Genomic DNA, 25,795 nt, shown 5'->3' with positions numbered 1-25,795 from the left:
CACTAATCATTATTCCATCTTCGCTTTGACTATTACCATCATACCGGCGGCAAGGCTGCTGTTGTCTTCTTTGGACAAATCGGTAAAGTCGATGCGGACTGGGATGCGTTGCTGTATCTTCACGAAGTTGCCGGCAGAATTATCCGTGGGCACTAGGGAATATTTGGAGCCGGTGGCTCCGGAGATGGCAGTGATTTTTCCTTTGAATTCTTTGTCGCTGATGGCATCGACGGTAATGACTACTTCTTGTCCCAAGTGCAGATTCTCAATCTGGGTTTCCTTGTAGTTGGCTATAATCCACTTTTGTGTGTCAGGCAGAATGTAGGTGATGGTTTGTCCGGCAGTGATGAATTGTCCTTCTTCAAGAGTACGCCGCCCCAATTTCCCATCACAAGGAGCTACTACTACGGTGTAGGAGAGATTCAGTCGTGCCATTTCAAGTGCGGCTGTTGCCCGTTGTATGGCAGCTTCGGTATTTTCACGGCGATGTGACACTTCGTTCACACCCGACAAGGCAGCTTTCTGTTGTCGTTTCACGGCTTCCAACTTCTTGTGGGTAGCTGCATATTCGGTTTCTATCTGTTCCAATTGAATGGGGGTGGCAGCGTTTCTCTTCACCAGATTCTGGTATCGTTGGCGGTCTTTCTCCAGCTTGGTAAGGCGGATTTCTATCTCTGCTATGGAGGCGTCGTAGACAGAGGCTGTAGTTTGCGTGGTTTGTAGTGTGGCACCAATGACTGTGGCACCGGCTTGTGCATCCTTGAGTGCAGCTTCAGCTTCCATGACTCTGATTTTATATTCCCGGTCGTCCAATATAAGTAAGGTATCTCCTTTGTGTACTTCTTGGTGTTCTGTGAAACAAATTTTCTTGATATATCCTGATGCGCGCAGATTGACGGGAGATATGTATTGTTCAATCTGTGCATCATTACTGGTTTCCGTCCGTTTGTAGTTCAAAAAGAGGCAGACCACTTGAATAATTCCCCAGATAAGGATAGCTATTCCTAATAGGCTGACAACGATTTGCCAACGGCGAAGCTTCTTCAATTTCCGTGCTTTTTCTTGGTGGGTACTTGCGGTGTTATTGTTCTCTTTTGTTTCCATATTTTCTATATTATATTGTTTACTTATTATTATATATACATCCGTCCTTGAATACGGGCTCTATTCATCTTCCTCTTTAATGAATTGAGGGGCTCAACGTCTCCAGCTGTCCCGTCAGCTTCAGCAAAGTCAGATTGGTTATCCGGTAATTGTAGTGGGCACTGATATAGTTGTTTTGGGCTTCGCTCATCCGCATTTCGTCCTGCAACACTTCGGTCATTGAGGCGATTCCTTCCCGATAACGGTCCATGGTAACGGTATATACATCTTCAGCAAGCAGATAATTGTCCTTCTGCTTCTTAAAGTTACGCTGGCTGTTCATCAGGTCATTGGTAGCATTCAGATATTGTGTCTGAAGATTTTTTCGGGTATTCTCTTGAGCGAGTTTGATGTTCTCTATGTCAATGGTTGCCTTACGCATCTTGTAGCGTTTGTCCAGTCCGTCGAAAATGGGAATGCGCAAGGAGAGTCCCACTCCATAGGAGCGATACCAATGGTTGGAAGGGCCGGAATGGAACCAATGGTAAGCTTTGTCCGTATAGGCAGAGAACATCCAGCTTCCCGTCAAGCTCAAGGAGGGGATGTAACCGTTGCTGACTATTGTTTTTTGTTGCTCTGCGAGTTGTTTCTGTGATTGCAGCAGCTGTAGTTCATATAGTGTTTCAGATAGCCCGGTGAGTGCTGCGGGCGTAATCATTTCTGTATTCACCGGTACCAGTGCTATATTTTCTTCTGCCGGATAGTCGATGATGTATTTCAGTAGGTTCAGTTGCTGTTCCATCATGGCTTGTGCGTTGTCGTGTTGCACCTTGAGGTTCTCCAGGTTGATGTTGACGCGTTTCACATCTACTTCCATAGCCATACCGTTGTCATAGAAGGCTTGAGTGATATCTCTCAACTCTTCTAGGCGAGTGATGTTGGCTTTTATCAAAATAATCTGTTCAGCTGTAACCTGTCCTAGGTAGTACATTTGACTAATTTGAAGGATGAGGTCTTCTCTTGCCTTTTCATAAGAAAGGCGATTCATCTCATCCATGGTTTTAGCTATGGACAGAGTGGTGTAGAGTGTTTGGTTATAAAGTGGTATCTGCAGCTGTAATCCGAAGTTGGCGTTGTATTGTAAGGTTTGGGTTACATTGTAGGGATTGCCGTACGCTGAGCCGTCAGTGACGGATACGGGTGGATCGATGTTGTCGTTATAGTTGGCAAAACCATTGATTTGGGGCAACAGTTTAGCCCGGTTTTCAGAGATGCCGTATTTTCCTTTTTGTATTTCCTTCCGTTTGCTTTGCAAGGACAAATTGTTTTCGATACCTATTTTGAGGCAGTCCTCCAAGGTTAGGGTATCTTGTGCTCTTGTACCTAGTGCAAGCAGACACAGAAAGGAAAATGTGAACAGTTGTCTTTTCATAATAGTCACTTGATATTTGCACACAAAGTTAGTGGCTTAAAATGCAAGAGGACTATCCATATATCAACTGTTTGTATTCATATTTTCCTTTTTACTATAATTTGAAAACAAACCATAGTAAAAAACGAGTATTAAAAACAAAAAAGACCGCCAAGAGTGGAAGCCTCCTAACAGTCTAAATCTTCTTTGTAGCGGGACCCGGGATTGAACCGGGGACCTCATGATTATGAATCATGCGCTCTAACCAGCTGAGCTATCCCGCCATCATTTCTCGATTGCGGGTGCAAAGATATAGCTTTTATTTAAATTGCCAAAACTTTTATGGATATTTTCTGCTTTTTCTTTTGCTGATAGGGTGCTGAAGTGGTTTGCAGTACTTTTTATTAAAAGTCTTTGTATAACATTATCAATGAATTAGGGGTGTATGGAAAGGGAGGTATAAATAAATTTGATGATTTATTTTCTGTAATTAGAAAAAAGTATTTATCTTGGCTGGCGCAATAAAAAGCAGAATAGACTATGGAAAGAAAGAAAATACATTTGGAATATCTCTTGAATGCGACTTCTAAAAGTATTCTTTGGGCAGCGATAAGTACCCCTACTGGTTTGGAGGGCTGGTTTGCTGATAGGGTTCAGTCAGACGATAAAACAGTAACCTTTTTTTGGGGAAAAACAGAAAAACGTGATGCCGAGATTATTGCCGTGCGGGCGTATTCATTCATCCGCTTCCGCTGGCTGGACGATGAGAACGAGCGAGAATACTTTGAACTGAAGATGACAAACAATGAGTTGACCAATGATTTCGTATTGGAGATAACAGACTTTGCCGATATAGACGAGGTGGGTGATTCGCGTGAATTATGGGAATCGCAAGTGGATACTTTGCGAAGAACTTGTGGTTTTTAGTTAACTTTAGATTAAAAATTTCCCGTACTCCCTTTTTTTGTACTACTTTTGTGCTCTCATTGCATGAAACGAGTAAAATGCTGCGCATAAAAAAGTTAGATATATTTGTTTTGAAGAGCTTTTGCATGCTCTTTATGGGTACTTTCTTCATCTGCCTCTTCATCTTTATGATGCAGTTTTTATGGAGGTATGTGGACGAAATGGTAGGAAAAGGATTGGAGATGACTGTCCTTGCACAGTTTTTCTTTTATTCTGCGCTTTCGTTGGTACCTGCGTCGTTGCCGCTGGCTATTCTGCTGGCTGCCCTTATCACCTTTGGAAATTTCGGAGAACGTTTTGAATTACTTGCCATGAAGGCAGCCGGTATTTCTTTATTGAAAATCATGCGGCCCCTGATTATCTTTATTTGTTTCATCTGTTGTGTCTCTTTCTATTTCCAAAATGTCATAGGACCAAAAGCCCAAACAAAATTATGGACTTTGCTTATTTCCATGAAGCAGAAATCTCCCGAAGTGGATATTCCTGAAGGTGTGTTCTACGATGAAATAGATGGTTATAATCTGTATGTGAAGCATAAGAACCGCAAAACTGGTATGCTGTATGACGTACTGATATATAATTTTGAGAAAGGTTTTGAGAATGCTCAAATTATCAAGTCTGATTCGGGACGTCTGGAGATGACGGCTGACAAACAGCATTTATATTTGCATTTATACAGTGGTGAGCAGTTTGAGAATTTGAAATCGCAGAACATGAACCAAAGGAATGTGCCTTACCGGCGTGAGACATTCCGCGAAAAGCATGCAATCATTGAGTTCAATTCGGATTTTAATATGGTGGATGCAGGTATCATGAGTAATCAGTCCAACAGTAAGGATATGAGAATGCTGCAGGCGGATATTGATTCCATGAAATTGCAGAATGACAGTGTGGGACGTGGTTATTATAAAGAAGCTATGGCAGGAACTTATAAGGTGACAGCCAGCTTGTCTAAAGAGGATACATTGAAGATTGAAAAGGCCTATTTAGGTGAGTACAATGTAGACAGCCTCTACAATGTGGCTACACTGATGCAGAAACAGAAGGTTATATCCACGGCCGTCAGCCGTGCAGAGAGTGCGGGGAGTGACTGGAGTTTTAAGAGCTTTAATATATCGCAGACTGAAAGCAGCCTTCGACGGCACATGACTTCCTGGCATGAGAAACTGACTCTTTCTCTGGCATGTCTCATCTTCTTCTTTATTGGTGCGCCACTCGGAGGAATTATCCGTAAAGGAGGCTTGGGAATGCCGGTGGTGGTTTCTGTATTGATTTTTATTATCTATTACATCATCAACAATACGGGGTATAAGATGGCCCGTGACGGACAGTGGGTTGTCTGGATGGGTATGTGGACCAGTACTGCTGTCTTGGCTCCATTGGGTGCGTTCTTGACATATAAATCCAACAATGATTCAGTGGTATTGAATGCTGATGCTTATATAAATTGGTTCAAGAAGGTTGTGGGTATTCGCAGTGTACGCCATCTGTTCCGTAAGGAAGTAATCATCCATGATCCTGATTATACACGTATTCCGGAAGAGCTGAAGGCTTTGTCCGTAGACTGTCGTGAATATGCTGATAGAAAGGGGTTGAAACGTGCTCCCAATTACTTTAAATTGTGGATGACTGATAGCCAGGATGAGGCAGTGGAAGATATTAACGAACGTTTGGAGAGTCTGATAGATGAGATGTCGAATACAAGATCCGTTACTTTGTTGACAGCGCTGAACACCTATCCGGTCATCCCCATCCATGCGCATGTCCGTCCGTTCCGCAATTATTGGTTAAACTTGCTCTGCGGTATTGTTTTCCCGATAGGCTTGTTCTTTTATTTCCGTATCTGGGCATTCCGTATCCGTCTGAATAAGGATATGGAGCGGATTATCAAGACAAATGAAGATGTGATTGGAATCATAGAAAGAGATCAGAATAAATAAAAACAAAATAGATTATGGAAAATGTAAAGTTGAATACGATAGAAGAGGCCATTGAAGACTTCAAAGCCGGTAACTTTGTGATTGTTGTGGATGATGAGGACCGTGAGAATGAGGGTGATTTGATAATTGCAGCTGAAAAGATTACACCGGAGAAAGTAAACTTTATGTTGAAGCATGCCCGTGGTGTACTTTGTGCTCCAATTACAGTTTCGCGTTGCAAGGAACTGGATTTGCCGCATCAGGTATCGGATAATACTTCTGTATTGGGTACTCCCTTTACGGTGACTATTGACAAGTTGGAAGGTTGCAGTACCGGGGTTTCTGCGGCAGACCGCGCTGCTACTATCCAGGCGTTGGCCGATCCGGCTTCTACTCCGGCCACTTTCGGGCGTCCTGGCCACATTAATCCATTGTATGCCCAGGAGAAAGGTGTGTTGCGCCGTGCCGGACATACGGAGGCTACTATTGATATGGCACGTTTGGCTGGACTTTATCCGGCGGGAGCCCTTATGGAAATAATGAATGAGGATGGTACAATGGCCCGTTTGCCCGAATTGCGCAGAATGGCAGATGAATTTGGCTTGAAATTGATTTCTATCCGTGACTTGATTGCCTACCGTTTGAAGCAGGAGTCTATTGTAGAAAAAGGAGTGGAAGTGGATATGCCTACAGACCACGGTCATTTCCGTTTGATTCCTTTCCGCCAGAAGTCGAACGGTTTGGAACATGTAGCTTTGTTCAAGGGTACTTGGGAATTGGATGAACCGATTCTGGTGCGTGTACATTCTTCTTGTGCCACTGGTGATATATTCAATTCCAAACGCTGTGATTGTGGCGAGCAGCTGCATAAGGCAATGGAGATGATAGAGAAAGCCGGTAAGGGGGTAGTTGTATATCTGAATCAGGAAGGTCGCGGCATTGGCCTGATGGAAAAAATGAAAGCATATAAATTGCAGGAAGAAGGCATGGATACTGTGGATGCTAATATTTGCCTGGGACATCTGGCAGACGAGCGTGATTATGGTGTGGGTGCCCAGATTCTTCGTGAGATAGGAGTGCACAAAATGCGGCTGATGACCAATAATCCCGTGAAACGTGTGGGCTTGGAGGCTTACGGTTTGGAAATAACGGAGAACGTAGCTATTGAGACTACTCCGAATCCATACAACGAGCGTTATCTCCGTACCAAGAAAGAACGTATGGGACATACACTTCATTTCAATAAGTAACTGTCTTTTTGTTTTCTTATATCAAAGAAAATCGCTTATTTTGCAACCGGATTTGCGTAACAATCATTAAATAGTAACAAAATGAACCAATTATCAGATCGTTTAAACAGTTTGTCGCCTTCTGCGACACTGGCTATGTCTCAAAAGAGCGCAGAGCTGAAGGCTCAAGGCGTAGACGTAATTAACCTGAGTGTGGGAGAACCGGACTTCAATACTCCCGACCACATTAAAGAGGCTGCGAAAAAGGCGATAGACGATAACTTTTCTCGCTATTCTCCAGTGCCGGGTTATCCTGCCTTACGTAATGCAATTGTAGAGAAGTTGAAGAAGGAAAACGGTCTGGAATATACCGCCGCACAAATTTCTTGCGCCAATGGTGCCAAGCAGTCGGTTTGCAATGCAATCCTGGTATTGGTAAATCCGGGTGACGAAGTAATTGTACCTGCTCCCTATTGGGTCAGTTATCCGGAAATGGTAAAGTTGGCTGAGGGTACGCCGGTTATCGTACCTGCCGGTATCGACCAGGACTTTAAGATAACACCTGCACAGCTGGAGGCTGCCATCACCCCGAAGACAAAGGCGCTGATTCTTTGCTCTCCCTCTAACCCTACGGGTTCGGTGTACAGCAAGGAGGAGTTGGCAGGCCTGGCCGCAGTATTGGCAAAGTATCCGCAGGTTGTTGTGATTGCCGATGAGATTTACGAACATATCAACTATATCGGCAAGCATCAGAGCATAGCACAATTCCCCGAAATGAAAGAGCGTACGGTCATTGTGAATGGTGTTTCCAAAGCATATGCAATGACTGGTTGGCGTATCGGTTTCATTGCAGGTCCGGAATGGCTTGTGAAGGCTTGCAATAAATTGCAGGGACAGTATACTTCCGGTCCTTGTTCTGTATCTCAGAAGGCTGCTGAGGCTGCTTATACGGGTACACAAGTTCCGGTGGAGGAAATGCGCAAGGCTTTCGAGCGTCGTCGTGATTTGATTGTAAAGTTGGCCAAGGAAGTTCCGGGTTTCGAGGTGAATGTACCGGAAGGTGCTTTCTATCTGTTCCCTAAATGCGATTCATTCTTCGGTAAATCTGCCGGAGAACGTAAAATCAATGATTCAGATGATTTGGCCATGTATCTGTTGGAAGTGGCTCATGTGGCTTGCGTAGGTGGTGCTTCTTTCGGAGCTCCCGAATGCATTCGTATGAGTTATGCAACCAGCGATGAAAATATAGTTGAAGCTATCCGTCGTATAAAAGAAGCACTGGCTAATCTGAAGTGATTCTAACTTCTTCTACAAACTTATTTTAGCAAGACATCTGTCATGCTGTCACGAACAGTTCGTTTCATCAAAGCGGACTGTTCGTTTTGTTATGACGAACACTTTGTTTTGTTATGACGAACACTTTGTTTTGTTATGACGAACACTTTGTTTCATTATAGCGAACACTCTGTTCCATACAGTATAAACACTTTGTTTTATATTATACGAACATTTTGTTTTCTACTATATGAACACTTTGTTTTATACTTATGGAACAAAGTGTTCATGTCTGTGAACTAACGTATTATCCGTATATAGAAAATAACAATGAGGGGGGTGAAGGTACTGAATCTCACGTGGGGGATATAAAAAAGCGCAGGCAGTTTATCTACCCACGCTTTTGTTTTTGATACTGGGATTGTATTATTCTCCCGGATGAATTGCTTCAGAAGGACAAACATCTGCACAAGTACCACACTCTGTGCAAGTCTCAGGGTCGATATGATAGATATCACCTTCAGAGATAGCGCCAACCGGACACTCGTCGATACAAGTTCCGCAAGCAATACAATCGTCACTAATTACGTAAGCCATTTTCTTTTAGATTTAAATTATTATTAGTACTAATTCGTTTGGCAAAAATAGTGGTTTTCTTTATTACTTGCTATCAATCTTGATTAAAAACGTATAATTTGTATGTCGTCTAAATAAGGAGTCGAGAAAGCGACACAGCATACCGCAGAGACTGAAAAATGTTCGTTTTTGAATTTCGTAAACGAATTGCTCTGATACTATTGGCTTTAGCTGGAGCTTAAGCCGATTTTCAACTTTTAAGAAAGAGTCGGATAGGTAAAAGTAATCACTGCGATTTCTCCTTCTTCGACATTCTCGGTTTGATAGGTACCTTTGAAATGTTCAAAGAACAACTGGTTGATTTTCTGTTGCACTGATACTTTTTGAGAGGCAAACCTGGAATCGGCTATAGGACTGTTCTCTATCCGGCATGCGATGATGTGTTTGTCCGGATGGTTGACCAAGAACATGCTGACTTTGCGTGTTTCTTTGCAGTCGTTCGGATAAAGCAGCATACTTGTCACTATTTGTGTAAGGCGGTTGACGTCGGTATGGATACGTACATCTCCTACCTCCACTTGTAGTTCCAGGAGGATACGGCCTTCACTGCGCATTTGTATTAGACAATCTAGTTCGTTGCACCATTCTTTTACATTACAATCCTGCAATTGAAATTTCATCATATTCGCTTCCAGGCGTGAGAGGTCCAATACGTCGTTTACCAGTTGGATAAGCTCACCCGAATTGGCTTGGATAATACAGGAATACTCTTTTCGCTCTTCTTCATCCAGCTCGTTGTCGGTGGAAAGCAGTTGGGAGAAACCGACTACATTGTTCAGTGGGATACGGATATTATAACTCATATTGGCAAGGAAACGGCTTTTTATTTCGTTGGCTTCTTCGGCAATAATTGCCAATTTACGCATTTCCTTCTCATCTTGTTGCAGCCGCTTCCTGCTTCTATACATATGTAGGTTGAAAAGTAACAAGGCTATAATGATGATGATGGAGGTAACGAGACAGATACGGTGAAAAGTGGCTTGCCGCTGTTCTTTTTGGAAAAGCAGTTGGTCCATATTATATAGGCTTTGTATCTGTTCTATCTGTGAGGTGGAGAATACTGTATATAACGAATCTTTTGCCTTGGTTATTTGTTTATAGACAGGAAGTGCGTCGTCCGGAAACCCCATCTTTACTAATATATCCGCTTTCTGAAGTCCATAAATCATGGCATCATCCAGTGAAATAGGGGTTACAAGTTCAATGGCGTCTTCTAAATAAACCAAAGCTTTGTCGTATTCTTTTGTCAGTTGGTAATATTCGGCATATGCTGCCAAACGTATCAACCGATAAGGAAGAAATGAAGATGTACTGAGATGCCGCTCTGCTTTCTGCAAATATTCCCATGCTTCCGCAGGACGTTGAAGGCGGGTATAGTAAAGGGCGTATTGTAAATCTATGAGCAGATACAAATTGGTATAGCCGTTTGTCAGTACGGTGGTGCCTTCTTCCTGCAATCTGTTTTTTGCATTGTTGAGTTCCTCCAGATACCGGAACATGTTGTCATTGTCATGCAGATATGAGTAAGCCAGTACCGCTTTTGTCAATAAATCAATCTGAGTGGCAAGGGAGGAATCCGGACTTGTCAGTTCAAAAGCCTTGTTTAGGTAGGTGATTCCTTCTTTGTAACGTAAGGTATTGAAATATCCAGTCATCAGGCATAGGCATGCTTCGCGCATACCGTCATGGTTGCCAAGACTTTGAGCCTTGTCGTACATGTCTTGTGCTTGTTTGAGGGCTAATTCAATCTTCTGGCTGATGACATAGAATTCTATCATCATCTTTTTGCCTCTGAAGTAATGACGGTAGTAGTTGTGCTCTTCAGACAACTGTTCGAGCCTCTTCAGCCATTGTTCTGCATGTTTTTGGTCCAGTAGGTTGTAGTAATAAATAATGTGCGCATATATGGCCGCACTCTGGTAAAGTATATTTTTCTGGGCGATGGCCTCTTCCAGTAATTTGTTCTCGTAATAGATGAATGTCGGTGACAGTTGGTCAAGCAGTGCTATCTGATATAGGGTTTCCAATCTGGTGGTATCGGCTGGGGAGGCAAGATATATACGTAGCAGGCTATCCTTGGCTTCTGTCCGTCGCACATCTGCGTGTGCGGACGGTAACAGCCAGCATAAGGCAATGAGCAATGTAAATATCTGTTTCATTTCTTATTCTCCTTTCTGCCTGTCTGGCTTATGGGGTGGGTGAAGCAGAAGCGTGAGCCTTCGGCATACTCTGAATCAATCCATATTTGTCCGCCGATATGCTCTATGATAAGTTGGCATATGGAGAGCCCCAACCCACTGCCTTGAGCATTCTCATTCAGCTTTTCAAAACGTTGGAAAATGTTGGCTTGCTTGTCTTTGGGAATGCCGCAACCGGTATCTGTTACGGTGAATAGTACGGTGTCGTCCGTTTCTTTTTCCAGCTTTAGGACAATGCTGCCTTGTGGGGTAAATTTGGTAGCATTTATCAGTAGGTTAATCAGGACTTGCTGCAGGCGTGAGTCGTCAGTCTCGATGGGCATTTCTTCCAGCTCGGTGGTGAATGTAAGTTCAGCTTGTGTCTGTTTCACTTTGTTCACGGTATCTATCACGTTTCTGCAGATGCTTACGGCATCATGTTGTGCAATACAGAATTGCAGTTTGCCGAATTCAAGACTCGATAGATCTATCACGTCGTTAATAAGCTTCAGCAATAGTTCTGAGTTCTGTTGGATAACTTCATTGCACTGACGGCGTGTCTCATCGTCCAGTCCCTCTTCCGTCAATAGGGATGAAAAGCCCGATAATGCATTGAGTGGGGTACGGATTTCATGGCTCATGTTCGAGAGGAACACGCTTTTTGCACGCATGGCATTTTCGGCATTTATCCGTGATGTTGCCAGTTTTTGGGTGGAGAGTTTCACCTTTTCCCGTTGCCTTTTGAGTAGGATGGCAAGTAGAACAAATAACGTTACTAATGCCATCGTTCCTACCAATATGCTGGTTATGATTTTATTGTATTCGTTATTGCTGGCCGTCTCTGCCTTATCTACCTGGTATTTTGCCTTTATCGTATTGATTTGCCGGATATAGCTTTGTGAAGCGAGTGTATCTATAGGAGGATACAATTCCTGGTAGATTCGGCAGGCTTCCATGGCCATGCCTTGTATTTTACAGAGATAGATTTTTTCCAGCGAAGTCCAGCGGTAATACGTGGAGCGCTTATTACCGGAGTATTCTGCTTGCAATTTGGAGTAGATGTCCAGAGCTTGTTTCCAGTATTGTTTGTCCCAATTTCCCATGGCTCTATAGTAGGCGGCAGTGGTATAATCCAAGTGAAACCGATAGAACTTCTCTGGGTGCAGTTGGTAAATGGAGTCCATTTTGTGGAGCCAGATGTTTGCTTCATCAAGATAGTCTTGTGAGAGGTGTCCATGGGAAATGGCAAAATTCGTCTTTTCGATGCAGAAAAAGAAGTCTGTCGGGTAGTCAGGCTCCTGATATAATATTTTCTCCAGCTCTTCCAGGATTTTTTCCGCTTCTTCCAGACGTCCTTTCCGTTGCAGAACGTTGGACATTTTTAAAAGAAGCTGTGCCCTATATGGATGCTGGTCTGAAATGTTGGATAGTTCAGTCAAAGCATCCTGGTATGATTCCAGGGCTTTATCCCCCATGTTGGCTATTGTATTATAGGCGTCTCCGATGGCTTGGTTGGCCACTACCATACCAAATTGGTAGTCTGTTGCTTTAGCTTCTTCGTACATAAGTTGTGCCCGGTTCGTCGCTAAGCTGATATCGCCGCGCAATGTATAGGCATTGGCCAATTGAAGTTGTAATAGAAAATACGTTGTTCTATCTTCATTTGATTGTTGGGTGGGAAGAAGTTGCTCGCTCCACGCAATGACACTGTCTATGGATATGGAGTCATCATAGAGAACTTGTCTTTTGACCAATGATTGCAGAATACTCTGCTTTTCTTGATTGGCTATTGTATGTGCTGATAAGACAGAAGTATACAGTATCTGCCCCAATAGCATCCATATAATCATTTTTGTTCTCAAATGTTTGTTTGCCTCTTTTGTTTATTATTGGCAAAAATAAATATAAATGAATAAATAAAAAATTAAATAGATGCTTTTTTTATCCTTTATACTCAATTTGTTAGCAACTTTATGCAGGCGATTGGAAGGGATTAATAGAGTTCCAAACCAAACTCTTCTTTTAGTTGTAATAGTGCACTGTTCTTTTGTGCCATCATTTGGAATTTTTCAACGCGTCCATAGGCACGTACCTTTTCAGTAGGAGCACTAATCCGGACAGTCATGGTGACTTTGCGGTTCTTTAGCCGGGTACGTAGGTAATTTTGCAGAGTGGGTATCATGCCGGTAAATTCCTTGGCAACGATTTCATTGTCTACCACAGCCTCAAAAGTTGTGTCATTTATTAAAGTGATGCGCATGTTCTGCATGCGCTTGGCAATGGCTACTTGCTCCTTGGGCATACGTCCGGCATACTCCTGCCAGTAATAGTTCAAATCCCTTTCATTGAAGATGTAGTCTTCTTCCGGTTGTGCTGCTTGGTGGGCGGCAGTAGGGTTAGATGAAGGGTTTCTTTGTTCCTCTTCTATATGGGGGCGTTTGATGGAGACCCCTAATCCGGACATTTTCATGACCGGAATTTTTTTCTCTTCTCTCCCTTGCGCCATTAATACGGCAGCAGGTGTGGCATGTGGAGTTGTTGCATTACTATGCTGCGTGGCAGCAGGTTGGGGAGTGCTGTTTGTCTGTACTGCCGGCTGTACGGTTTGTTGGGGCATGGCAGCAGTGGCCTGTGGCTGCTGAGCGGCGGCAGGCTGCGTGAATATGGGTTTTATAGCTTGTTTAGGGCTGCGCCCATTGGCACCGTCGTCCTCCTCGGCGGTCAGTTGTGCCACTTGTATCAGAGTGAGCTCTACCAGTAGCCGTTTGTTTTTACTGGCACGGTAGTTCAGGTCACAATCGTTGCAGAGCTTCATGGCACGGTAAAGAAAAGGGAGGGGGCATTGCTGTGCTTGTGCTTGGTAACGTTCGCGGATGCTTGCGCCCACTTCAAGCAACGGCAGTGTCGCCGGGTCTTTGCTGACAAGCAAGTCGCGCAGGTGGGATGAAAGTCCGGTGATGAAGTGGCTGCCGTCGAAGCCTTTGTTGAGCACATCATTCAGTAATAGCAACGCGTCACTGATTTTGTTCTCAAGAAAGAATCCGGTTAGTTTGAAGTAGTATTCATAGTCCAGCACATTGAGGTTTTCAATCACGCTCTTATAGGTGATGTGTCCTCCGGTGAAGCTTACCACCTGGTCGAAGATGGATAGTGCGTCGCGCATACCGCCGTCTGCTTTGAGGGCAATGACATTCAACGCTTCCGGTTCAGCAGTGATACCTTCTTTGGAGGCGACATATGCGAGGTGTGCTACGGTATCTTCCACACCAATCCGGCTGAAATCATATATTTGGCAGCGTGAAAGGATGGTGGGCAATATCTTGTGCTTCTCGGTAGTGGCAAGGATGAATATGGCATGGCGTGGAGGCTCTTCCAGTGTTTTCAGGAAAGCATTGAAAGCCGAGGCGGACAGCATATGTACCTCGTCAATGATATATACTTTGTATTTGCCTATCTGAGGTGGAATGCGTACCTGCTCCACCAATTGGCGGATGTCATCCACAGAGTTGTTTGAGGCGGCATCCAGCTCATGGATATTGTAGGAGCGCTGCTCATTGAAGGAAGTACAGGATTCACACTGGTTACATGCTTCACCGTCTGCTGTGGGGCTCATGCAATTGATTGTTTTAGCAAAGATACGGGCACAAGTTGTTTTTCCCACGCCTCTTGGACCGCAAAAAAGATAGGCATGCGCCAGTTTTCCGGTGGCAATGGCATTCTTCAAGGTAGTGGTCAGTGCACGTTGGCCTACTACGGACTCAAAGGTCGAGGGACGATATTTCCGTGCAGATACGATATAGTTTTCCATATTTGGGATATTCTTTGCTTTTTGTGCAAATGTACACAAAAAAAAGAAATCTTTCGGTTATTCCTCTTATCTTTGTGACGTGAAGTTATATGATGGACAAGCTCCATCATGAATGATAAATTGCTAAATAGTAGATAACGAGATGGATAAACTTGCTTCTCTTTGGTCTTTTGTCCGCAAGCATAAATATCTGATTACGCTTGCGTTGTTTGCTGTAATTATCGGGTTCCTGGATGAGAACAGTGTTGTACGCCGTTTGGGTTACGCCCGGGAAGAAAGCCGTCTGCGCGATGAAATAGAAAAGTACCGCAAGGAATACGAGGAGAATACCGAACGGCTCAATGAGCTTGCCGTCGACTCCGGTGCCATCGAACGGATTGCCCGTGAGAAGTATCTGATGAAAAAGACCAATGAGGATATTTATGTATTTGAAGAAGATATAGAAGAATGAAACAACTGATACCCGCCCTTTTCGCAGTAGGGGCCGTGATGCTCTTGGCAGGAGCTGCCGTTTATATCACGGGCTGGCCTCTTTCACCTTATATATATACTATCGGCGCTACGATGGTTGCTTTGGCCCAAATTAATTCTCCGTCCAAATGTAAAAGTCCCACTGTCAAACGCCTGCGCCGACAGCAAATATTCGGTGCGCTTTTGCTGGTGCTTACGGGGGCATTCATGCTCTTTACAAGGGGCAATGAATGGATTGTGTCTCTGATGATAGCCGCCATTCTTGAGCTTTACACTTCGATACGTATTCCACAAGAAGAGGCGAAAGAAGGTTTAAGCTAAATCCGGAACATATATTCTGCATAAACAAGAGGGGCTGAACTCTTTTATAGAGCCAGCCCCTTTCTCATTTAGTTAATCTTCTGCGTTATCCGTCTATCTTTCTACCTTTTCTACTGTCAGAACTGCCGAAGAGACACCTGCCGTTACGTCAACTGTGAACCGGTAAGCGACACCGTTTTCCAGGCTTTTGCCTTCTACGAGGCCCAAGTTGCCGGCATCACGTCCGTTGGTACCGTCAACTATAAATACTAAGTCACTGGTGGTAGACAAGGCATCGTTTTTATATTCACCTCCCCAACCTTGCTGGTGGAAGAACTTGAAGTTGATGTCATCAGATTTGATTTGCTCTCCCGCTACTACTGTTACCTGATACTTCTTCGCTTCAATCTGTGACATGCAGAGACCTTTTTCTGTAGTCCAACCTACGGCATTGGTCGCTACGGAAGGTTTACCGATACCGTCACCGATAATCCAAAGGGCGCCGGTTCCGTCATCGTTCAGAGTGGCGGTGCTTGTTCCGTTCATTTTCAATACTTCCAGATAATTCAGGGCCAGGTTGGCAATGACGCGATAAGTTCCATCGATGGGCAGGAACTTCAGCGAACCGTCTTCATTCTTTTCGAAGAAGTCGGGGTCTATCCAATATTGGTCGAAGTTGGGAATGTCTGCAGTGATGTTGTCCCCTTGCTTCAGATTGAGGTCGATGCTGTAATGGTCATCATCCACCATCTCCATTTCAGAACCGTTCAGCAGTAGTTTCACGAAAGGAGCGGCTGCATAAGTCAACGTATTGAAGGAGATGGAATATTCTCCAGCTGACAGATTGGAGAAGGTAATTTCACTGGAGGTACCTTGTGTAATGGCACCGTTGCTCCATCCGAAGTTGATTTCATTCCCGTTGGCGCCTACTTTAGGAGCTTTGATGTAACCTTTCACTTTTTGTGCAAATTCACCGGTCACGCTATACTGATTGGCTGCGACTTTTTCCATGCGGTATTCTTGGTCTCCGGAAATCAGAGTTAGGTAGGGGAAGTCCGGACGACTCAGCGCCACGTCATAGCTTTTTTCTGTAATTGTGAAATTGATGTTCTGCAGAATGAACTTCAATGTAGCTGTTCCGTTGGGAATATTTGCCAGATAGGGAACATATATTTTCCCGGTATAGTCTTGACCGTTTACTTTTGTACGGATTATAGTCTCTGACACCATTTCGTCGCTGAAGTATAACCGCGCTTTTAACGTGGAAAGGGGTACATCTGCGTCCGATGCCTTGATTGTAAAAGGCAGACTGTCTCCGAACAAGGCTGAAGAAGGTTCTGCCTGAAAGTCCATTGTCGGGTTGCCGGGAACCGGATCGTCATCGCTGCAAGCATTCAGCATGGCTATGCCTGCCAATGCCATTAGATAGTATTTTAAGCTTTTCATTATAATCTTCTGTTTAAATTATTAGTTTTATTTTTTCCAACGGTAAGAAACGACTGCTTTGGCCGGAACTTCGTAGGAAAAGTAGTGTGTGCCGTCGCTTACGGTGATTCGCTTGGCATCTGCATTGTTGTTTGCCAATACGAATGCATAGGTACCGTCCGTATTCTCGAAGGCGGAGTAGGTGATTCCGTTGGCTGTGTAACCGGTCGTTCCGATACGTACAGCTCCCGGTTTCACGACTGAAGACATGTGCCCGATAAGGTAATAATGGGAATTACGGACAATTTTAGAATAGTTTGTATTGTCAATATCCACTGCACCGTAGCAGGTCTTGCAAGAACCATCTGAGGGGCTTACCGGTCCCAGGTCACTGTCTAACATCAGATTCCACACAATGGCACCGCGGCACCAGTTGTTGGCTGTCCCCAATGCTATTTCTTCCATATCGTTAAGCAGACGTGCTTCTAAATCGCGGCCGGAGTTCCAGGTGCCGATAGACGTTTCTGTGAAAAGCAATTCCTTGTTGGGGTAAAGCTTATGGATGTTCAGCAGTTCGGAACGGTTGCCGCCATAATTGTGGTAGGCAGCACCTGCAATGTACTGTGAGGCTTCCGCATCATCATAAATCTTGGTGGGGTAACTTTTTTGATCGGCCAGATTGTCGTAGTTATAGTTATGGTCGAAAACATAAATCTTTGTAGTAACTCCGGCTTCTTTGAAGGCAGGGCCCAGGCCGGTCTTGATGAAGTCACGGGCTTCTTCCCATCCCATGAACAAGGATGCTGAGTTACCGTGGTTCAGCGGTTCGTTCTGCGGAGTCACAGCGTGGATTTTGATGCCTTCCTTTTCGAAAGCTTGTATCCATTTTACGAAATAGTCGCCATACGTTCTGTAATATTCGGGGTTCAAGTGTCCGCTGGTCCATGAGTCAAAGGGTACACGTTCCTCCAGGCTTTTCACTTTCATCCACTTCGGACATGTCCAGGGAGCGGCAATTATTTTGACGGCAGGATTGATTGCCAGAATTTCCTTCAATATAGGAATCACATATTTGGTGTCTTCCATCGGAAGGGCAAAGTGCTCAAGCCCCTTTTCGTCACAGCAAGTGAATTCACTGAATGAGAAGTCGGAACAACCGATGGCAATACGTACATAGCTGAAGCCATAGCCTTCTTTGTCCGAGAATGTTTCAGTCAGAAACTTCGTGCGGTTCTCTTGTGTCATCTGCATCAGGTTGTAACCGGTAGAGCCGGTGATGGCTGCACCGAAACCGTCCATTTCCTGATAGCGGGTGGCAGGGTTGAGTGTCACGGTAGAAGGTGACATGTTGCTTCCGGTGCCGAAGGCCAGCCCGGACTTTGTCAAATCATAAGTACGACTGGTGTTCGTTACATAGAGGGTAACATCCTTTGCCTCTTCCGTGGGTTGGTCTGGCTTGGGTTCCGGTGTAGGGGTGATGTTACTGTCATTGTCATTGCCGCAGGCTGCCAGTATGGTGAAGCAGCCTAATGCGGTAGTGAATATATTTCTTAAATTCATATTCAATTGATTTTTATATTACTCATTAGTATTAATAGCCCGGGTTCTGTATCAGATTTTCGTTCTGGTCGATGGCTCCTTGGGGAATAGCCAGCAGATAGGAGTTCTCATTGAACAGATTTTCTTGTGCATGGCGGCCGCTGTCTTTGGCGTAAACGGCGTTCATCACTTCTTCTACCTTATTGAGGCGGCAAAGGTCGTACCAGCGCTGTCCTTCAAAGGCAAGCTCCATGCGGCGTTCGTCCATATAAGCTTGGAGCAATGCTTCTTTACTGCTGCGGGTGCTTTGTGGAAGTTTGCCCAGTCCGGCGCGGTTGCGGATGCGGTCGATGATGTCGGCTGCACCGTTCAGGTCGGGAGCCTCTCCCATAATTTTTGCTTCGGCTTTGAGGAGCAGGATATCGGCATATCGCAGATAGATAATGCTGTTGAACGCAGAGCGGCATTTGTACATGAAGGCATAATGGTCTGCCGGATAATAGTTGCTCCATCCGCAGTCATACCATACAACAGATTCATTGTAACGTTTCGTGTCTCCTTGCTCTTCATAGAGGCGGATAAGGTCACGAGAAGGGGTAATCCATTTGGCCCAGGTGAAACTTTCATCCCAGTTGCTCAAGTTACGGCCGAACATCCAAGTACACCAGTTGCCGGAGCCGGGAGGAAAGTGGGCTTCGAGAATTGCCTCCTTGGTATTGCGTACCCGGCAGTCTTTTTTTTCCGTATCATACGCCCAAAGGTCGCTGAAGTCTTCCACGAGGTCGAAGCCGTCGGCAGCAAGTTCATCGGCATATTTGATAACCTTTGCATAATCGCGCAGAGGTTTTTCTGCATAGACCTTGGCAAGCATGGCACGTGCCACCGATTTGGTAAGTATGCTCTTGTCTGATGTGTCGTTTGTCGGTGTGTTGGGGTTTTCCACTGCTTCAGTCAGGTCTTTCTCTATTTGGGCGTAAGCCTCTTCAGCCGTATTCTGTGGAGGAAAATAGGTCGGGTACATTTCTTCTACGTTGTCTTCGGTAATGTCACCGCCCACGGTAGTGATGACCGGGAAGTTACCCCATAAGCGTACCATATCGAACATGACCATGGCACGGAATATCTTGGCTTGTGACTGATACTTGCCGCGTTCACTTTCACTGAGTGCCTTGAGCTGGTCACAGCCCACGATGATGCGGTTGGCAACGGCAATGTCGCCTAAGAAACGGTCCCAGTCACGTTTTAGTACAGAATTAGAGCCTTCAATGGAGTTGGTTTCGTAAGGCACCACTTCGGCCCCCGTTGTTCCGGCGTAGGCATTATCGGAATGAGCGTCACCGATAAGCAGTTTGTCGACATACCAGTGCTCCTGCCGGTCACGAAATTTTTTGTGAAGGGTTACCATTGAAGTTTCCACGTCTTGCACACTGTTGAAAATAGGCTTTTCATCAGTTTTGTTCACTCCTTCCGTTACATCCGAGTAGGTGTCTACCGGATTATAGTCCAAGTCACATGAGGTTGCGGTCATTGCCAACAATACACCGCAAGCTATACTTTTATATATATGGTTTAGTTTCATAAGTTATTTCTTCCTTTTTTAGAATTCAACATTGATACCGAAAACGAATGATTTGCTCTGCGGGTAAGTTCCATAGTCGATGCCCTGTACAGAACCGCTGTTGCCATATTGGTTCACTTCGGGGTCCATACCTGAATAGCTGGTCCAGGTCAGCAAGTTGCTGGCGGTAAAGTAAGGCTGTACGCGGCTGATACCCCATTTCTTGAACTGGCGGCAACGGATGTTGTAAGAGAGTGAAATGTCTTTGACACGCAGGTAGCTGCCGTCTTCTACAAAATAAGTGGAGTTCTTGATGTTGAAGTTGGCTTTCGGGACATTCGTAATCTGTCCGGGGATTCTCCAGCGTTTCAATACTTCCGTTGACTGGTTTTTGCCGTCGTACATGCCTTCGGTTTCCATACGGGACACATTGAAGATGTCGTTTCCGTAGCTTCCCTGGATGAAGATGCTCAGGCTGAGGTCTTTCCATGTAAAGGTGTTTGTCAATCCGTAGATGAAGTCGGGGTTCGGGTCGCCGATATAGGTACGGTCGGAAGTGGAAATCTTGCCGTCTTCGTTAAGGTCGCGATAGATCAGGTTACCGGTTTCAGGGTCTACGCCGTCGCTGATGTAACCGTAGAAACCACCCAAAGGACGTCCGGGCTCATTGCGTACGATATTCTCTTTCACCACCTCGGCACTGCTTGCTGCGGTATAGATTTTCTGCAATGACAGCTTGGTCAGCTTGTTCTTATTGAAAGAAATGTTGAAGTCTGTATCCCAGGAAAACTCGCCGGTCAGGTTGTGGGAGTTGATGGCGAACTCGAATCCCTTGTTGGTCATCTCGCCTTCGTTACGGGTGATGCTGGTGGTTGCTGCCGCACCCGCAGGCAGACTTACGTTCATCAACATGTCTGTGGTTTTCTTGTAATAGTAGTCCATGCTGAAGGTCAGTCTGTTGTTCAGTACGGTCAGGTCAAGGCCGATGTTGGTCTGGCTGGTGGTTTCCCATTTCAGGTCACTTGTTCTCAGGTTGGCCTGGCTGATGCCGGGAACAGCATGGTCGTTGCCCTCTTCGAACCACGGTATGCGGTTGATGTTGTAGCGTTGCAGATACGAGTAATCGCCTATGCCGCTTTGGTTACCGGTCTGTCCCCAGCCGCCACGGAGTTTCAGGTCATCAATCCAAGTGATGTCTTTCATGAATTTTTCCGATGAAATGCGCCAGGCAGCCGAGAAGGACGGGAAAATGCCCCAACGATGGTCGGGATGCAGTTTGGACGAACCGTCGGCACGCATGTTCATGGTAAGCATGTACTTGCTGTCATAATTGTAGGACACGCGGGCGAAATAGGAAGAGATAGCCCACTGTGAAGCTCCTGTTCCGGTACCGTCCCATGAAATTTTATTGGCGGCATTCAGAGTCTGTATCTTATCGTCCCGGAAGTGTGAGCCGTTTATCCAGCTGTTGGTATAGTCCGATTTGGTATAGGAAGAACCTGCCATGACGTCGATACCATGTTTCTTGATGTTGGTGTTGTAAGTCAATATATTGTCGAAAACCAATACGGTATTCATGTTTCGGTTGTCGGAAGCTGTACCGAAGCTGTTGCGTCCGTCGGTGGTCGATATTGGATCGAGGAATGTGGTGCTTACACCGTTACGGCGGTCCAGGGCTACGGATGATTTCAACTTCAGGTTGGGCAGAAAGCTGATGGTAGCGGCTCCGGATGCGATGAGGCGGTTCTCCTTGTTCTTGTTGTTTTTCTGGCGGGCCAGGTTTTCCATCGGGTTCATGATATTTACCCCGTAGAAGTTCTTATTGTATTGATTCGGCTTTTCAGGGTCCCAAATAGGAGCATAGGTCGGTGTGTTGATAACCGAGAGGACTACACCGCCACGGTTGGCACCCGTACCGGAAATGATGCCGGTGTTTCCGATATTGTCGGAGTAGGAGATATTGGCACTTACGTTCAGCCAACTGCGTATCTGGTTGTCAATGTTGGCACGGAAGCTATATCGTTTGAAGTACGTGCCTTCCAAAATGCCTTTTTCATTCAGATAACCGGCAGAGAGGAAGTATTTCATCTTTTCGTTTCCGTTAGATACGGACACCTGGTAGTTTTGGGTCTGTCCGGTTTTGTAAACTTCATCAAACCAGTCTGTCTGGTCTGTTAGACCTTCAAGGGCAGCGGGGTTGACAGCCCCGATTTCTTCCTGTAACTCACGGTATTGTTCTGTATTCAGGGCATCCATGCTCTTGGCTACTTTCGTCATACCATATTGTACGTTCAGTGCCACTTTGGCATTGCCTTCTGCTCCGGCTTTGGTCGTAATCAGTACCACACCGTTGGCTGCACGCGAACCATAGATGGCTGCCGATGAGGCATCCTTTAGGATAGAGAGACTTTCAATGTCGTTGGGAGAGAGAAAGTTGATGTTGTCCACGGGCACACCGTCCACTACGTAGAGCGGGTCGTTGCTGCCGTTGAATGAGGTGGTACCACGTACGCGGATGCTCATGCCTCCGCCCGGTTCACCGCTGGGTTGCATAACCGACACGCCGGCTGCTTTGCCTTGCAGGGCTTGGGCTGCCGATACAATGGGGCGTTGGTCCAAATCCTTTGTAGAAACCGTGGATACGGCTGTGGTTACGTCTTTACGCTTCACACTTCCATAACCGATAACTACCACTTCGTCCAGCAGTTCGTTATCTTCCTGCAATGTGATATTCATGTTGGTGGTTGCTTTTACCTCTATCGTTTTGTAGCCGATGAAGGATATTACCAGTGTGGCATTCTGTCCTACACTCAGGGAAAACTCCCCGTCCAGATTGGTAACAACACCGTTGGCGGTACCCTTTTCCAATACGGATGCGCCAATGACCTCCAGGCCTGCAGCATCTGTTACTTTACCCGTAGCTGTCAATCGTTGGGCAAATGCATTTGTTGACATTAGCAGTACGAGTAATGTCAAAAGGATCTTGTAACTCCGCGTAAGAAGATTTCTTGTAATCATTCTCATAGTACTTTAATTGAAAGATTTAATTTATTATTAGAAAAGTATGTCCTAATAGAGATTGGTGGTTTTCCATAGTACACTTTTCTTTCTGTGCTGCAAAGATAGCGGACAACCCTATTCGTCCGATAGGCAGGTAATATGGAGAAGTAAGTCTGTGTGAAATGTAAATATCAGATATATAATAAGTTGTATTCTTGCTGATTACTGTGTAAAGTAAAGGTCGGCCACTATGGAAGGAGGTCTGTATATACTGTTTTGTCGCTTTGAGCGGTCGAAATATCTCTTAAATTTCATGTACTTTTTAGGGTGGAGGTAGTTTATGTTTAGATAGATTAATTTATCTTTGTGCTCTCAGCCTTATATAGATAATAGAAATGAAAAGAAAAATCATAGCTTTACTATTTTTGCTGATGGGGTGTACCTTTCTGAATGCGGCACCTTACAGTGAAAAGATAAAAGAACTGCTGGTGCGTCTTGATTCTCTGATTGCGCAAAAAAACACGTTTGCTATGCTTAAAGAGGCGAAGATTGCCCAGTTGCACAAGTTGCGAAAGGATGTGCGTACTTTGGAGGAGAGATATTGGCTGAATAAAAATCTTTATGATGAGTATTGTGTCTATAATGCCGATTCTGCAATGAATTATGTGGCAGGCAATTTGGACATAGTTTATAAGCAGAATGATAAATACCGGCAGATGGAGTGGAAGATAAAAAAGTCTTTTCTGTTGGCTGCCACCGGTCTGTTGAAAGAAGCCCAGGATGAGTTGGACGGAGTCTCGGGCGGTTCGCTCCCCAAAGAATTGTTAGTGGACTATTACGGACAAATGTTGTATCTGTATTCGCATTTCAATCAGTATACCGGTAGTGAAATGGGTACTTTGCATGAACATTATGCACAGTTGGAGCGTGTTTACAAGGACTCTTTGAATATGGTTCTTACCCCTGAAGACCCCTTGTTCTTGTGGTATAAAGGGCAGGTAGTACAAGGTACGGACAGTATGTATGTTTTTAAAGAACGTTTGCAGAAGGGAATTCTTAATTCTGCATTCGACACTCGGCGCGATGCCATGAATGCTTACGTGCTGGCCTGCTTTTATCGCGAGTCCGATGAGCAGGAAAATTATCTGACTTACCTGATATATTCTGCTATGGCCGATGTACGTATCTCCAATAAAGATATTGCTTCGTTGGAAGAGCTGGCGGGGGTACTTTTTAGTTTGGGTGATATTGACCATGCTTATGTCTACATGAGTTACTGCTTGCAGAATGCCTTGGCATATCGGAACCGGGTGAGGGTAGTGGGCATCTCTGCGGTGCAGGACACCATTCATCAGATCTATCAGGAACGTAATCAGAGGCAAGAAGCGCGGTTACGTATGTATTTGGTACTGGTCAGTGTCTTGTCTTTGATATCCTTGTTTGCCTTCCTATATATATACAAGCAGATGAAGCGGTTGAAGCAGTCGCGCCAACAGCTGAATGAGGCAAACAACCGCTTGAATAAGCATGTGGAAGAGCTTTCGAAAATGCACGGACAAGTGGCAGAAACGAATGTACAGCTTACTTCTTTGAATGAACAGTTGAGGGATACCAATAATCAGCTTCGTGAATCCAACTATGTGAAGGAGGAATACATAGGTTATGTCTTTTCCATTTGTTCCAATTATATCAGTAAGCTGGATGAGTATCGGAAAAATATCAATCGTAAGCTTAAGGCAAACCAGTTGGAGGATGTGAAAGCATTGACCGATACTCATTCTATGGCACAGAATGAGTTGAAAGAGTTCTATCATAACTTTGATGCTATCTTCTTGCACATTTATCCGGATTTCGTAAGTGACTTCAATGCCTTGCTCCATCCTGACGAGCAGATTGTGCTAAAAGATGGTGAGCTGCTGAATACGGAATTGCGCATTTATGCTTTGGTGCGTTTAGGTATCACTGATAGTGTGAAGATTGCCGAATTCTTGCATTATTCACCTCAGACCGTTTATAATAATCGTTTGAAAACACGTAATAAGGCTATCATTCCTCGGGAAGAGTTTGCTGCCGTTGTGCGTTCTTTGGGTAGGGCACAGAAGTGGATTTGATAAAGGCTTCTACTGATTGTCGCAGTATGGTGCGTAGATGACACCTAAGAGTTAGGAAAAAAACTGCGATGTACTACCTTGTTTTTCTCTAAAAACTAATCTTTCCACAGCAATGTTCTTTTCTTACCACAGCTGTGGAAAGAAAGAAACACGGGTGTGGTAAGAAAGAAACATATCTGTGGTGAGAAAAGTTGTTCAGTAGTTCTCGTTTAGTATCCGGGCTTTCCGGATGTAGCCTTTCGCAGGTTTATTGTCAGTTCTCTTTGGGCTCCTCAAGCGTGGTGCCGGCCGTTCAGTGGTCTATGTCAAGGGGTGAACTTAGTATATTCCGATGCGCGCGCGTATATATATAATGTGTCCCCTTCCTTCCTGCCTTTCTTTCCCTTTAAAAAACATGCTTTAAAACATATCTATCAATCAGCGAGTTATGAAAAAGTTCACGTAAACCCTCAAAAAAAGCTTGTATATATTTTGCAGATGTCCGTAAAAGCCCTACTTTTGCATCCGCTTTCGGGAACGAAGGCGGCGATGTTTTGACATTCTGACAGTAAAACGGAGCGGTAAGCTTCCATTTTTCTCTTCTTTGCCATAGGTTTCTTTCGGAACTTCGGCCTTGGAAAAGAAAAGTGAAAAAAAACTTCCGAAACATTTGGAAGTTATGCTTTAAAGTTCTTACCTTTGCACCCGCTTTTGAAAACGAAAGCAGCGCGAGTTGACATTCTTCTTTCAAGAAACGGTGACCGGGGTTTTTCTTCCTTTTTCTTTTTGCCTCCCTTTCGACAAGAGAGACGACGAGGAAAGAGAAAAGAGAAAAATAAAAAAAACTTCCGAAAATATTTGGAAGATATGCTTTAAAGTTCTTACCTTTGCATCCGCTTTCTGAAAAG

Annotated in this window: 18 protein-coding genes and 1 tRNA gene; 7 read left to right on the top strand and 12 right to left on the bottom strand. The window is 44.7% G+C overall.

The genetic code is table 11. The features are described 5' to 3' along the window. Nucleotides 1–9 precede the first annotated feature (9 nt). The 3 genes from ACESTD_RS08610 to ACESTD_RS08600 form a co-directional block, all read right to left on the bottom strand. Nucleotides 10–1,104 carry an HlyD family secretion protein gene (locus ACESTD_RS08610; protein WP_005834867.1) on the bottom strand — a complete coding sequence of 365 codons (1,095 nt, stop codon included), beginning with the start codon at nt 1,102–1,104 and terminating at the stop codon, nt 10–12. A gap of 76 nt (nt 1,105–1,180) precedes the next feature. Further along, a complete protein-coding gene (locus ACESTD_RS08605; RefSeq protein WP_005824723.1) occupies nt 1,181–2,515 on the bottom strand; it encodes a TolC family protein in 1,335 nt (444 codons plus the stop codon). Between the two features lie 189 nt (nt 2,516–2,704). Then, a tRNA-Met gene (locus tag ACESTD_RS08600) sits at nt 2,705–2,778 on the bottom strand. Between the two features lie 256 nt (nt 2,779–3,034). Here ACESTD_RS08600 and ACESTD_RS08595 point away from each other — a divergent pair. The 4 genes from ACESTD_RS08595 (at nt 3,035) to ACESTD_RS08580 (ending at nt 7,904) form a co-directional block, all read left to right on the top strand. Then, nucleotides 3,035–3,421, top strand: coding sequence for an START-like domain-containing protein (locus ACESTD_RS08595; protein ID WP_005824726.1), 387 nt, complete (start codon nt 3,035–3,037; stop codon nt 3,419–3,421). Nucleotides 3,422–3,498: 77 nt separating this feature from the next. Further along, nucleotides 3,499–5,400, top strand: a complete 1,902-nt coding sequence (locus ACESTD_RS08590) for an LptF/LptG family permease (RefSeq protein ID WP_005824727.1) — start codon at nt 3,499–3,501, stop codon at nt 5,398–5,400. 14 nt (nt 5,401–5,414) lie between these two features. Next, nucleotides 5,415–6,629 (top strand): bifunctional 3,4-dihydroxy-2-butanone-4-phosphate synthase/GTP cyclohydrolase II, encoded by a 1,215-nt coding sequence (locus tag ACESTD_RS08585; protein WP_005824728.1) that lies wholly within the window; start codon nt 5,415–5,417, stop codon nt 6,627–6,629. An 81-nt stretch (nt 6,630–6,710) separates the two neighbouring features. Further along, nucleotides 6,711–7,904 (top strand): pyridoxal phosphate-dependent aminotransferase, encoded by a 1,194-nt coding sequence (locus ACESTD_RS08580; protein WP_005834870.1) that lies wholly within the window; start codon nt 6,711–6,713, stop codon nt 7,902–7,904. A gap of 405 nt (nt 7,905–8,309) precedes the next feature. Here ACESTD_RS08580 and ACESTD_RS08575 read toward each other — a convergent pair whose 3' ends face one another. The 4 genes from ACESTD_RS08575 to ACESTD_RS08560 all read right to left on the bottom strand — a co-directional run bounded on the left by ACESTD_RS08575 (nt 8,310) and on the right by ACESTD_RS08560 (nt 14,504). Then, complete coding sequence (locus tag ACESTD_RS08575; protein WP_005834872.1) at nt 8,310–8,480, bottom strand: DUF362 domain-containing protein; 171 nt, start codon at nt 8,478–8,480, stop codon at nt 8,310–8,312. A gap of 236 nt (nt 8,481–8,716) precedes the next feature. Next, nucleotides 8,717–10,678 (bottom strand): HAMP domain-containing sensor histidine kinase, encoded by a 1,962-nt coding sequence (locus ACESTD_RS08570; protein ID WP_005834874.1) that lies wholly within the window; start codon nt 10,676–10,678, stop codon nt 8,717–8,719. Continuing rightward, nucleotides 10,675–12,546 carry a sensor histidine kinase gene (locus tag ACESTD_RS08565; protein ID WP_005824733.1) on the bottom strand — a complete coding sequence of 624 codons (1,872 nt, stop codon included), beginning with the start codon at nt 12,544–12,546 and terminating at the stop codon, nt 10,675–10,677. Before ACESTD_RS08565 ends, ACESTD_RS08570 begins: the two co-directional genes overlap by 4 nt. 143 nt (nt 12,547–12,689) lie before the next feature. Beyond that, nucleotides 12,690–14,504, bottom strand: coding sequence for a DNA polymerase III subunit gamma/tau (locus ACESTD_RS08560; protein WP_008662950.1), 1,815 nt, complete (start codon nt 14,502–14,504; stop codon nt 12,690–12,692). Between the two features lie 142 nt (nt 14,505–14,646). Between ACESTD_RS08560 and ACESTD_RS08555 the strand changes: the two genes are divergently transcribed. Then, a complete protein-coding gene (locus tag ACESTD_RS08555) occupies nt 14,647–14,955 on the top strand; it encodes a septum formation initiator family protein (RefSeq protein ID WP_373158802.1) in 309 nt (102 codons plus the stop codon). Next, entirely contained in the window at nt 14,952–15,296 is a 345-nt protein-coding gene (locus tag ACESTD_RS08550) for a hypothetical protein (RefSeq protein ID WP_057254345.1), read from the top strand. The genes ACESTD_RS08555 and ACESTD_RS08550 overlap by 4 nt, the downstream gene beginning before the upstream one ends. 93 nt (nt 15,297–15,389) lie before the next feature. On the opposite strand, the gene ACESTD_RS08545 is transcribed toward ACESTD_RS08550, so the two are convergent. The 4 genes from ACESTD_RS08545 to ACESTD_RS08530 are packed head-to-tail and all read right to left on the bottom strand — an operon-like array spanning nt 15,390 to nt 22,821. Further along, nucleotides 15,390–16,721: a DUF5125 domain-containing protein gene (locus tag ACESTD_RS08545; protein WP_373158801.1), complete on the bottom strand. Its 1,332-nt coding sequence runs from the start codon at nt 16,719–16,721 to the stop codon at nt 15,390–15,392. A 27-nt stretch (nt 16,722–16,748) separates the two neighbouring features. Beyond that, nucleotides 16,749–18,260: a glycoside hydrolase family 30 beta sandwich domain-containing protein gene (locus ACESTD_RS08540; protein WP_117959274.1), complete on the bottom strand. Its 1,512-nt coding sequence runs from the start codon at nt 18,258–18,260 to the stop codon at nt 16,749–16,751. A gap of 31 nt (nt 18,261–18,291) precedes the next feature. Then, the gene (locus ACESTD_RS08535; RefSeq protein ID WP_005834883.1) at nt 18,292–19,818 is read right to left on the bottom strand and encodes a RagB/SusD family nutrient uptake outer membrane protein; all 1,527 of its coding nucleotides are present in this window, start codon (nt 19,816–19,818) and stop codon (nt 18,292–18,294) included. 18 nt (nt 19,819–19,836) lie between these two features. Continuing rightward, nucleotides 19,837–22,821 (bottom strand): SusC/RagA family TonB-linked outer membrane protein, encoded by a 2,985-nt coding sequence (locus tag ACESTD_RS08530; RefSeq protein ID WP_373158800.1) that lies wholly within the window; start codon nt 22,819–22,821, stop codon nt 19,837–19,839. 371 nt (nt 22,822–23,192) lie between these two features. Between ACESTD_RS08530 and ACESTD_RS08525 the strand changes: the two genes are divergently transcribed. Beyond that, a complete protein-coding gene (locus ACESTD_RS08525) occupies nt 23,193–24,908 on the top strand; it encodes a DUF6377 domain-containing protein (protein WP_005824747.1) in 1,716 nt (571 codons plus the stop codon). Between the two features lie 385 nt (nt 24,909–25,293). On the opposite strand, the gene ACESTD_RS08520 is transcribed toward ACESTD_RS08525, so the two are convergent. Next, on the bottom strand, nt 25,294–25,795 hold a 502-nt coding region (locus ACESTD_RS08520; protein ID WP_373170050.1), incomplete at its 5' end, for a hypothetical protein.

It is taken from the genome of Bacteroides sp. AR20, assembly GCF_964250605.1.
GTDB classification, from domain to species: Bacteria; Bacteroidota; Bacteroidia; order Bacteroidales; family Bacteroidaceae; genus Bacteroides; species Bacteroides uniformis.
Note: the sequence above shows the minus strand (reverse complement) of the source record. Positions and strands in the feature narration are given on the sequence as shown.

Bases quoted from the DNA above. Each gene is read 5' to 3' on its own strand.
- ACESTD_RS08525 (WP_005824747.1), top strand. From the start codon at position 23,193: ATGAAAAGAAAAATCATAGCTTTACTATTTTTGCTGATGGGGTGTACC.
- ACESTD_RS08530 (WP_373158800.1), bottom strand. From the start codon at position 22,821: ATGAGAATGATTACAAGAAATCTTCTTACGCGGAGTTACAAGATCCTT.
- ACESTD_RS08560 (WP_008662950.1), bottom strand. From the start codon at position 14,504: ATGGAAAACTATATCGTATCTGCACGGAAATATCGTCCCTCGACCTTT.
- ACESTD_RS08535 (WP_005834883.1), bottom strand. From the start codon at position 19,818: ATGAAACTAAACCATATATATAAAAGTATAGCTTGCGGTGTATTGTTG.
- ACESTD_RS08590 (WP_005824727.1), top strand. From the start codon at position 3,499: ATGCTGCGCATAAAAAAGTTAGATATATTTGTTTTGAAGAGCTTTTGC.
- ACESTD_RS08555 (WP_373158802.1), top strand. From the start codon at position 14,647: ATGGATAAACTTGCTTCTCTTTGGTCTTTTGTCCGCAAGCATAAATAT.
- ACESTD_RS08565 (WP_005824733.1), bottom strand. From the start codon at position 12,546: ATGATTATATGGATGCTATTGGGGCAGATACTGTATACTTCTGTCTTA.
- ACESTD_RS08550 (WP_057254345.1), top strand. From the start codon at position 14,952: ATGAAACAACTGATACCCGCCCTTTTCGCAGTAGGGGCCGTGATGCTC.
- ACESTD_RS08545 (WP_373158801.1), bottom strand. From the start codon at position 16,721: ATGAAAAGCTTAAAATACTATCTAATGGCATTGGCAGGCATAGCCATG.
- ACESTD_RS08610 (WP_005834867.1), bottom strand. From the start codon at position 1,104: ATGGAAACAAAAGAGAACAATAACACCGCAAGTACCCACCAAGAAAAA.
- ACESTD_RS08585 (WP_005824728.1), top strand. From the start codon at position 5,415: ATGGAAAATGTAAAGTTGAATACGATAGAAGAGGCCATTGAAGACTTC.
- ACESTD_RS08605 (WP_005824723.1), bottom strand. From the start codon at position 2,515: ATGAAAAGACAACTGTTCACATTTTCCTTTCTGTGTCTGCTTGCACTA.
- ACESTD_RS08540 (WP_117959274.1), bottom strand. From the start codon at position 18,260: ATGAATTTAAGAAATATATTCACTACCGCATTAGGCTGCTTCACCATA.
- ACESTD_RS08575 (WP_005834872.1), bottom strand. From the start codon at position 8,480: ATGGCTTACGTAATTAGTGACGATTGTATTGCTTGCGGAACTTGTATC.
- ACESTD_RS08570 (WP_005834874.1), bottom strand. From the start codon at position 10,678: ATGAAACAGATATTTACATTGCTCATTGCCTTATGCTGGCTGTTACCG.
- ACESTD_RS08595 (WP_005824726.1), top strand. From the start codon at position 3,035: ATGGAAAGAAAGAAAATACATTTGGAATATCTCTTGAATGCGACTTCT.
- ACESTD_RS08580 (WP_005834870.1), top strand. From the start codon at position 6,711: ATGAACCAATTATCAGATCGTTTAAACAGTTTGTCGCCTTCTGCGACA.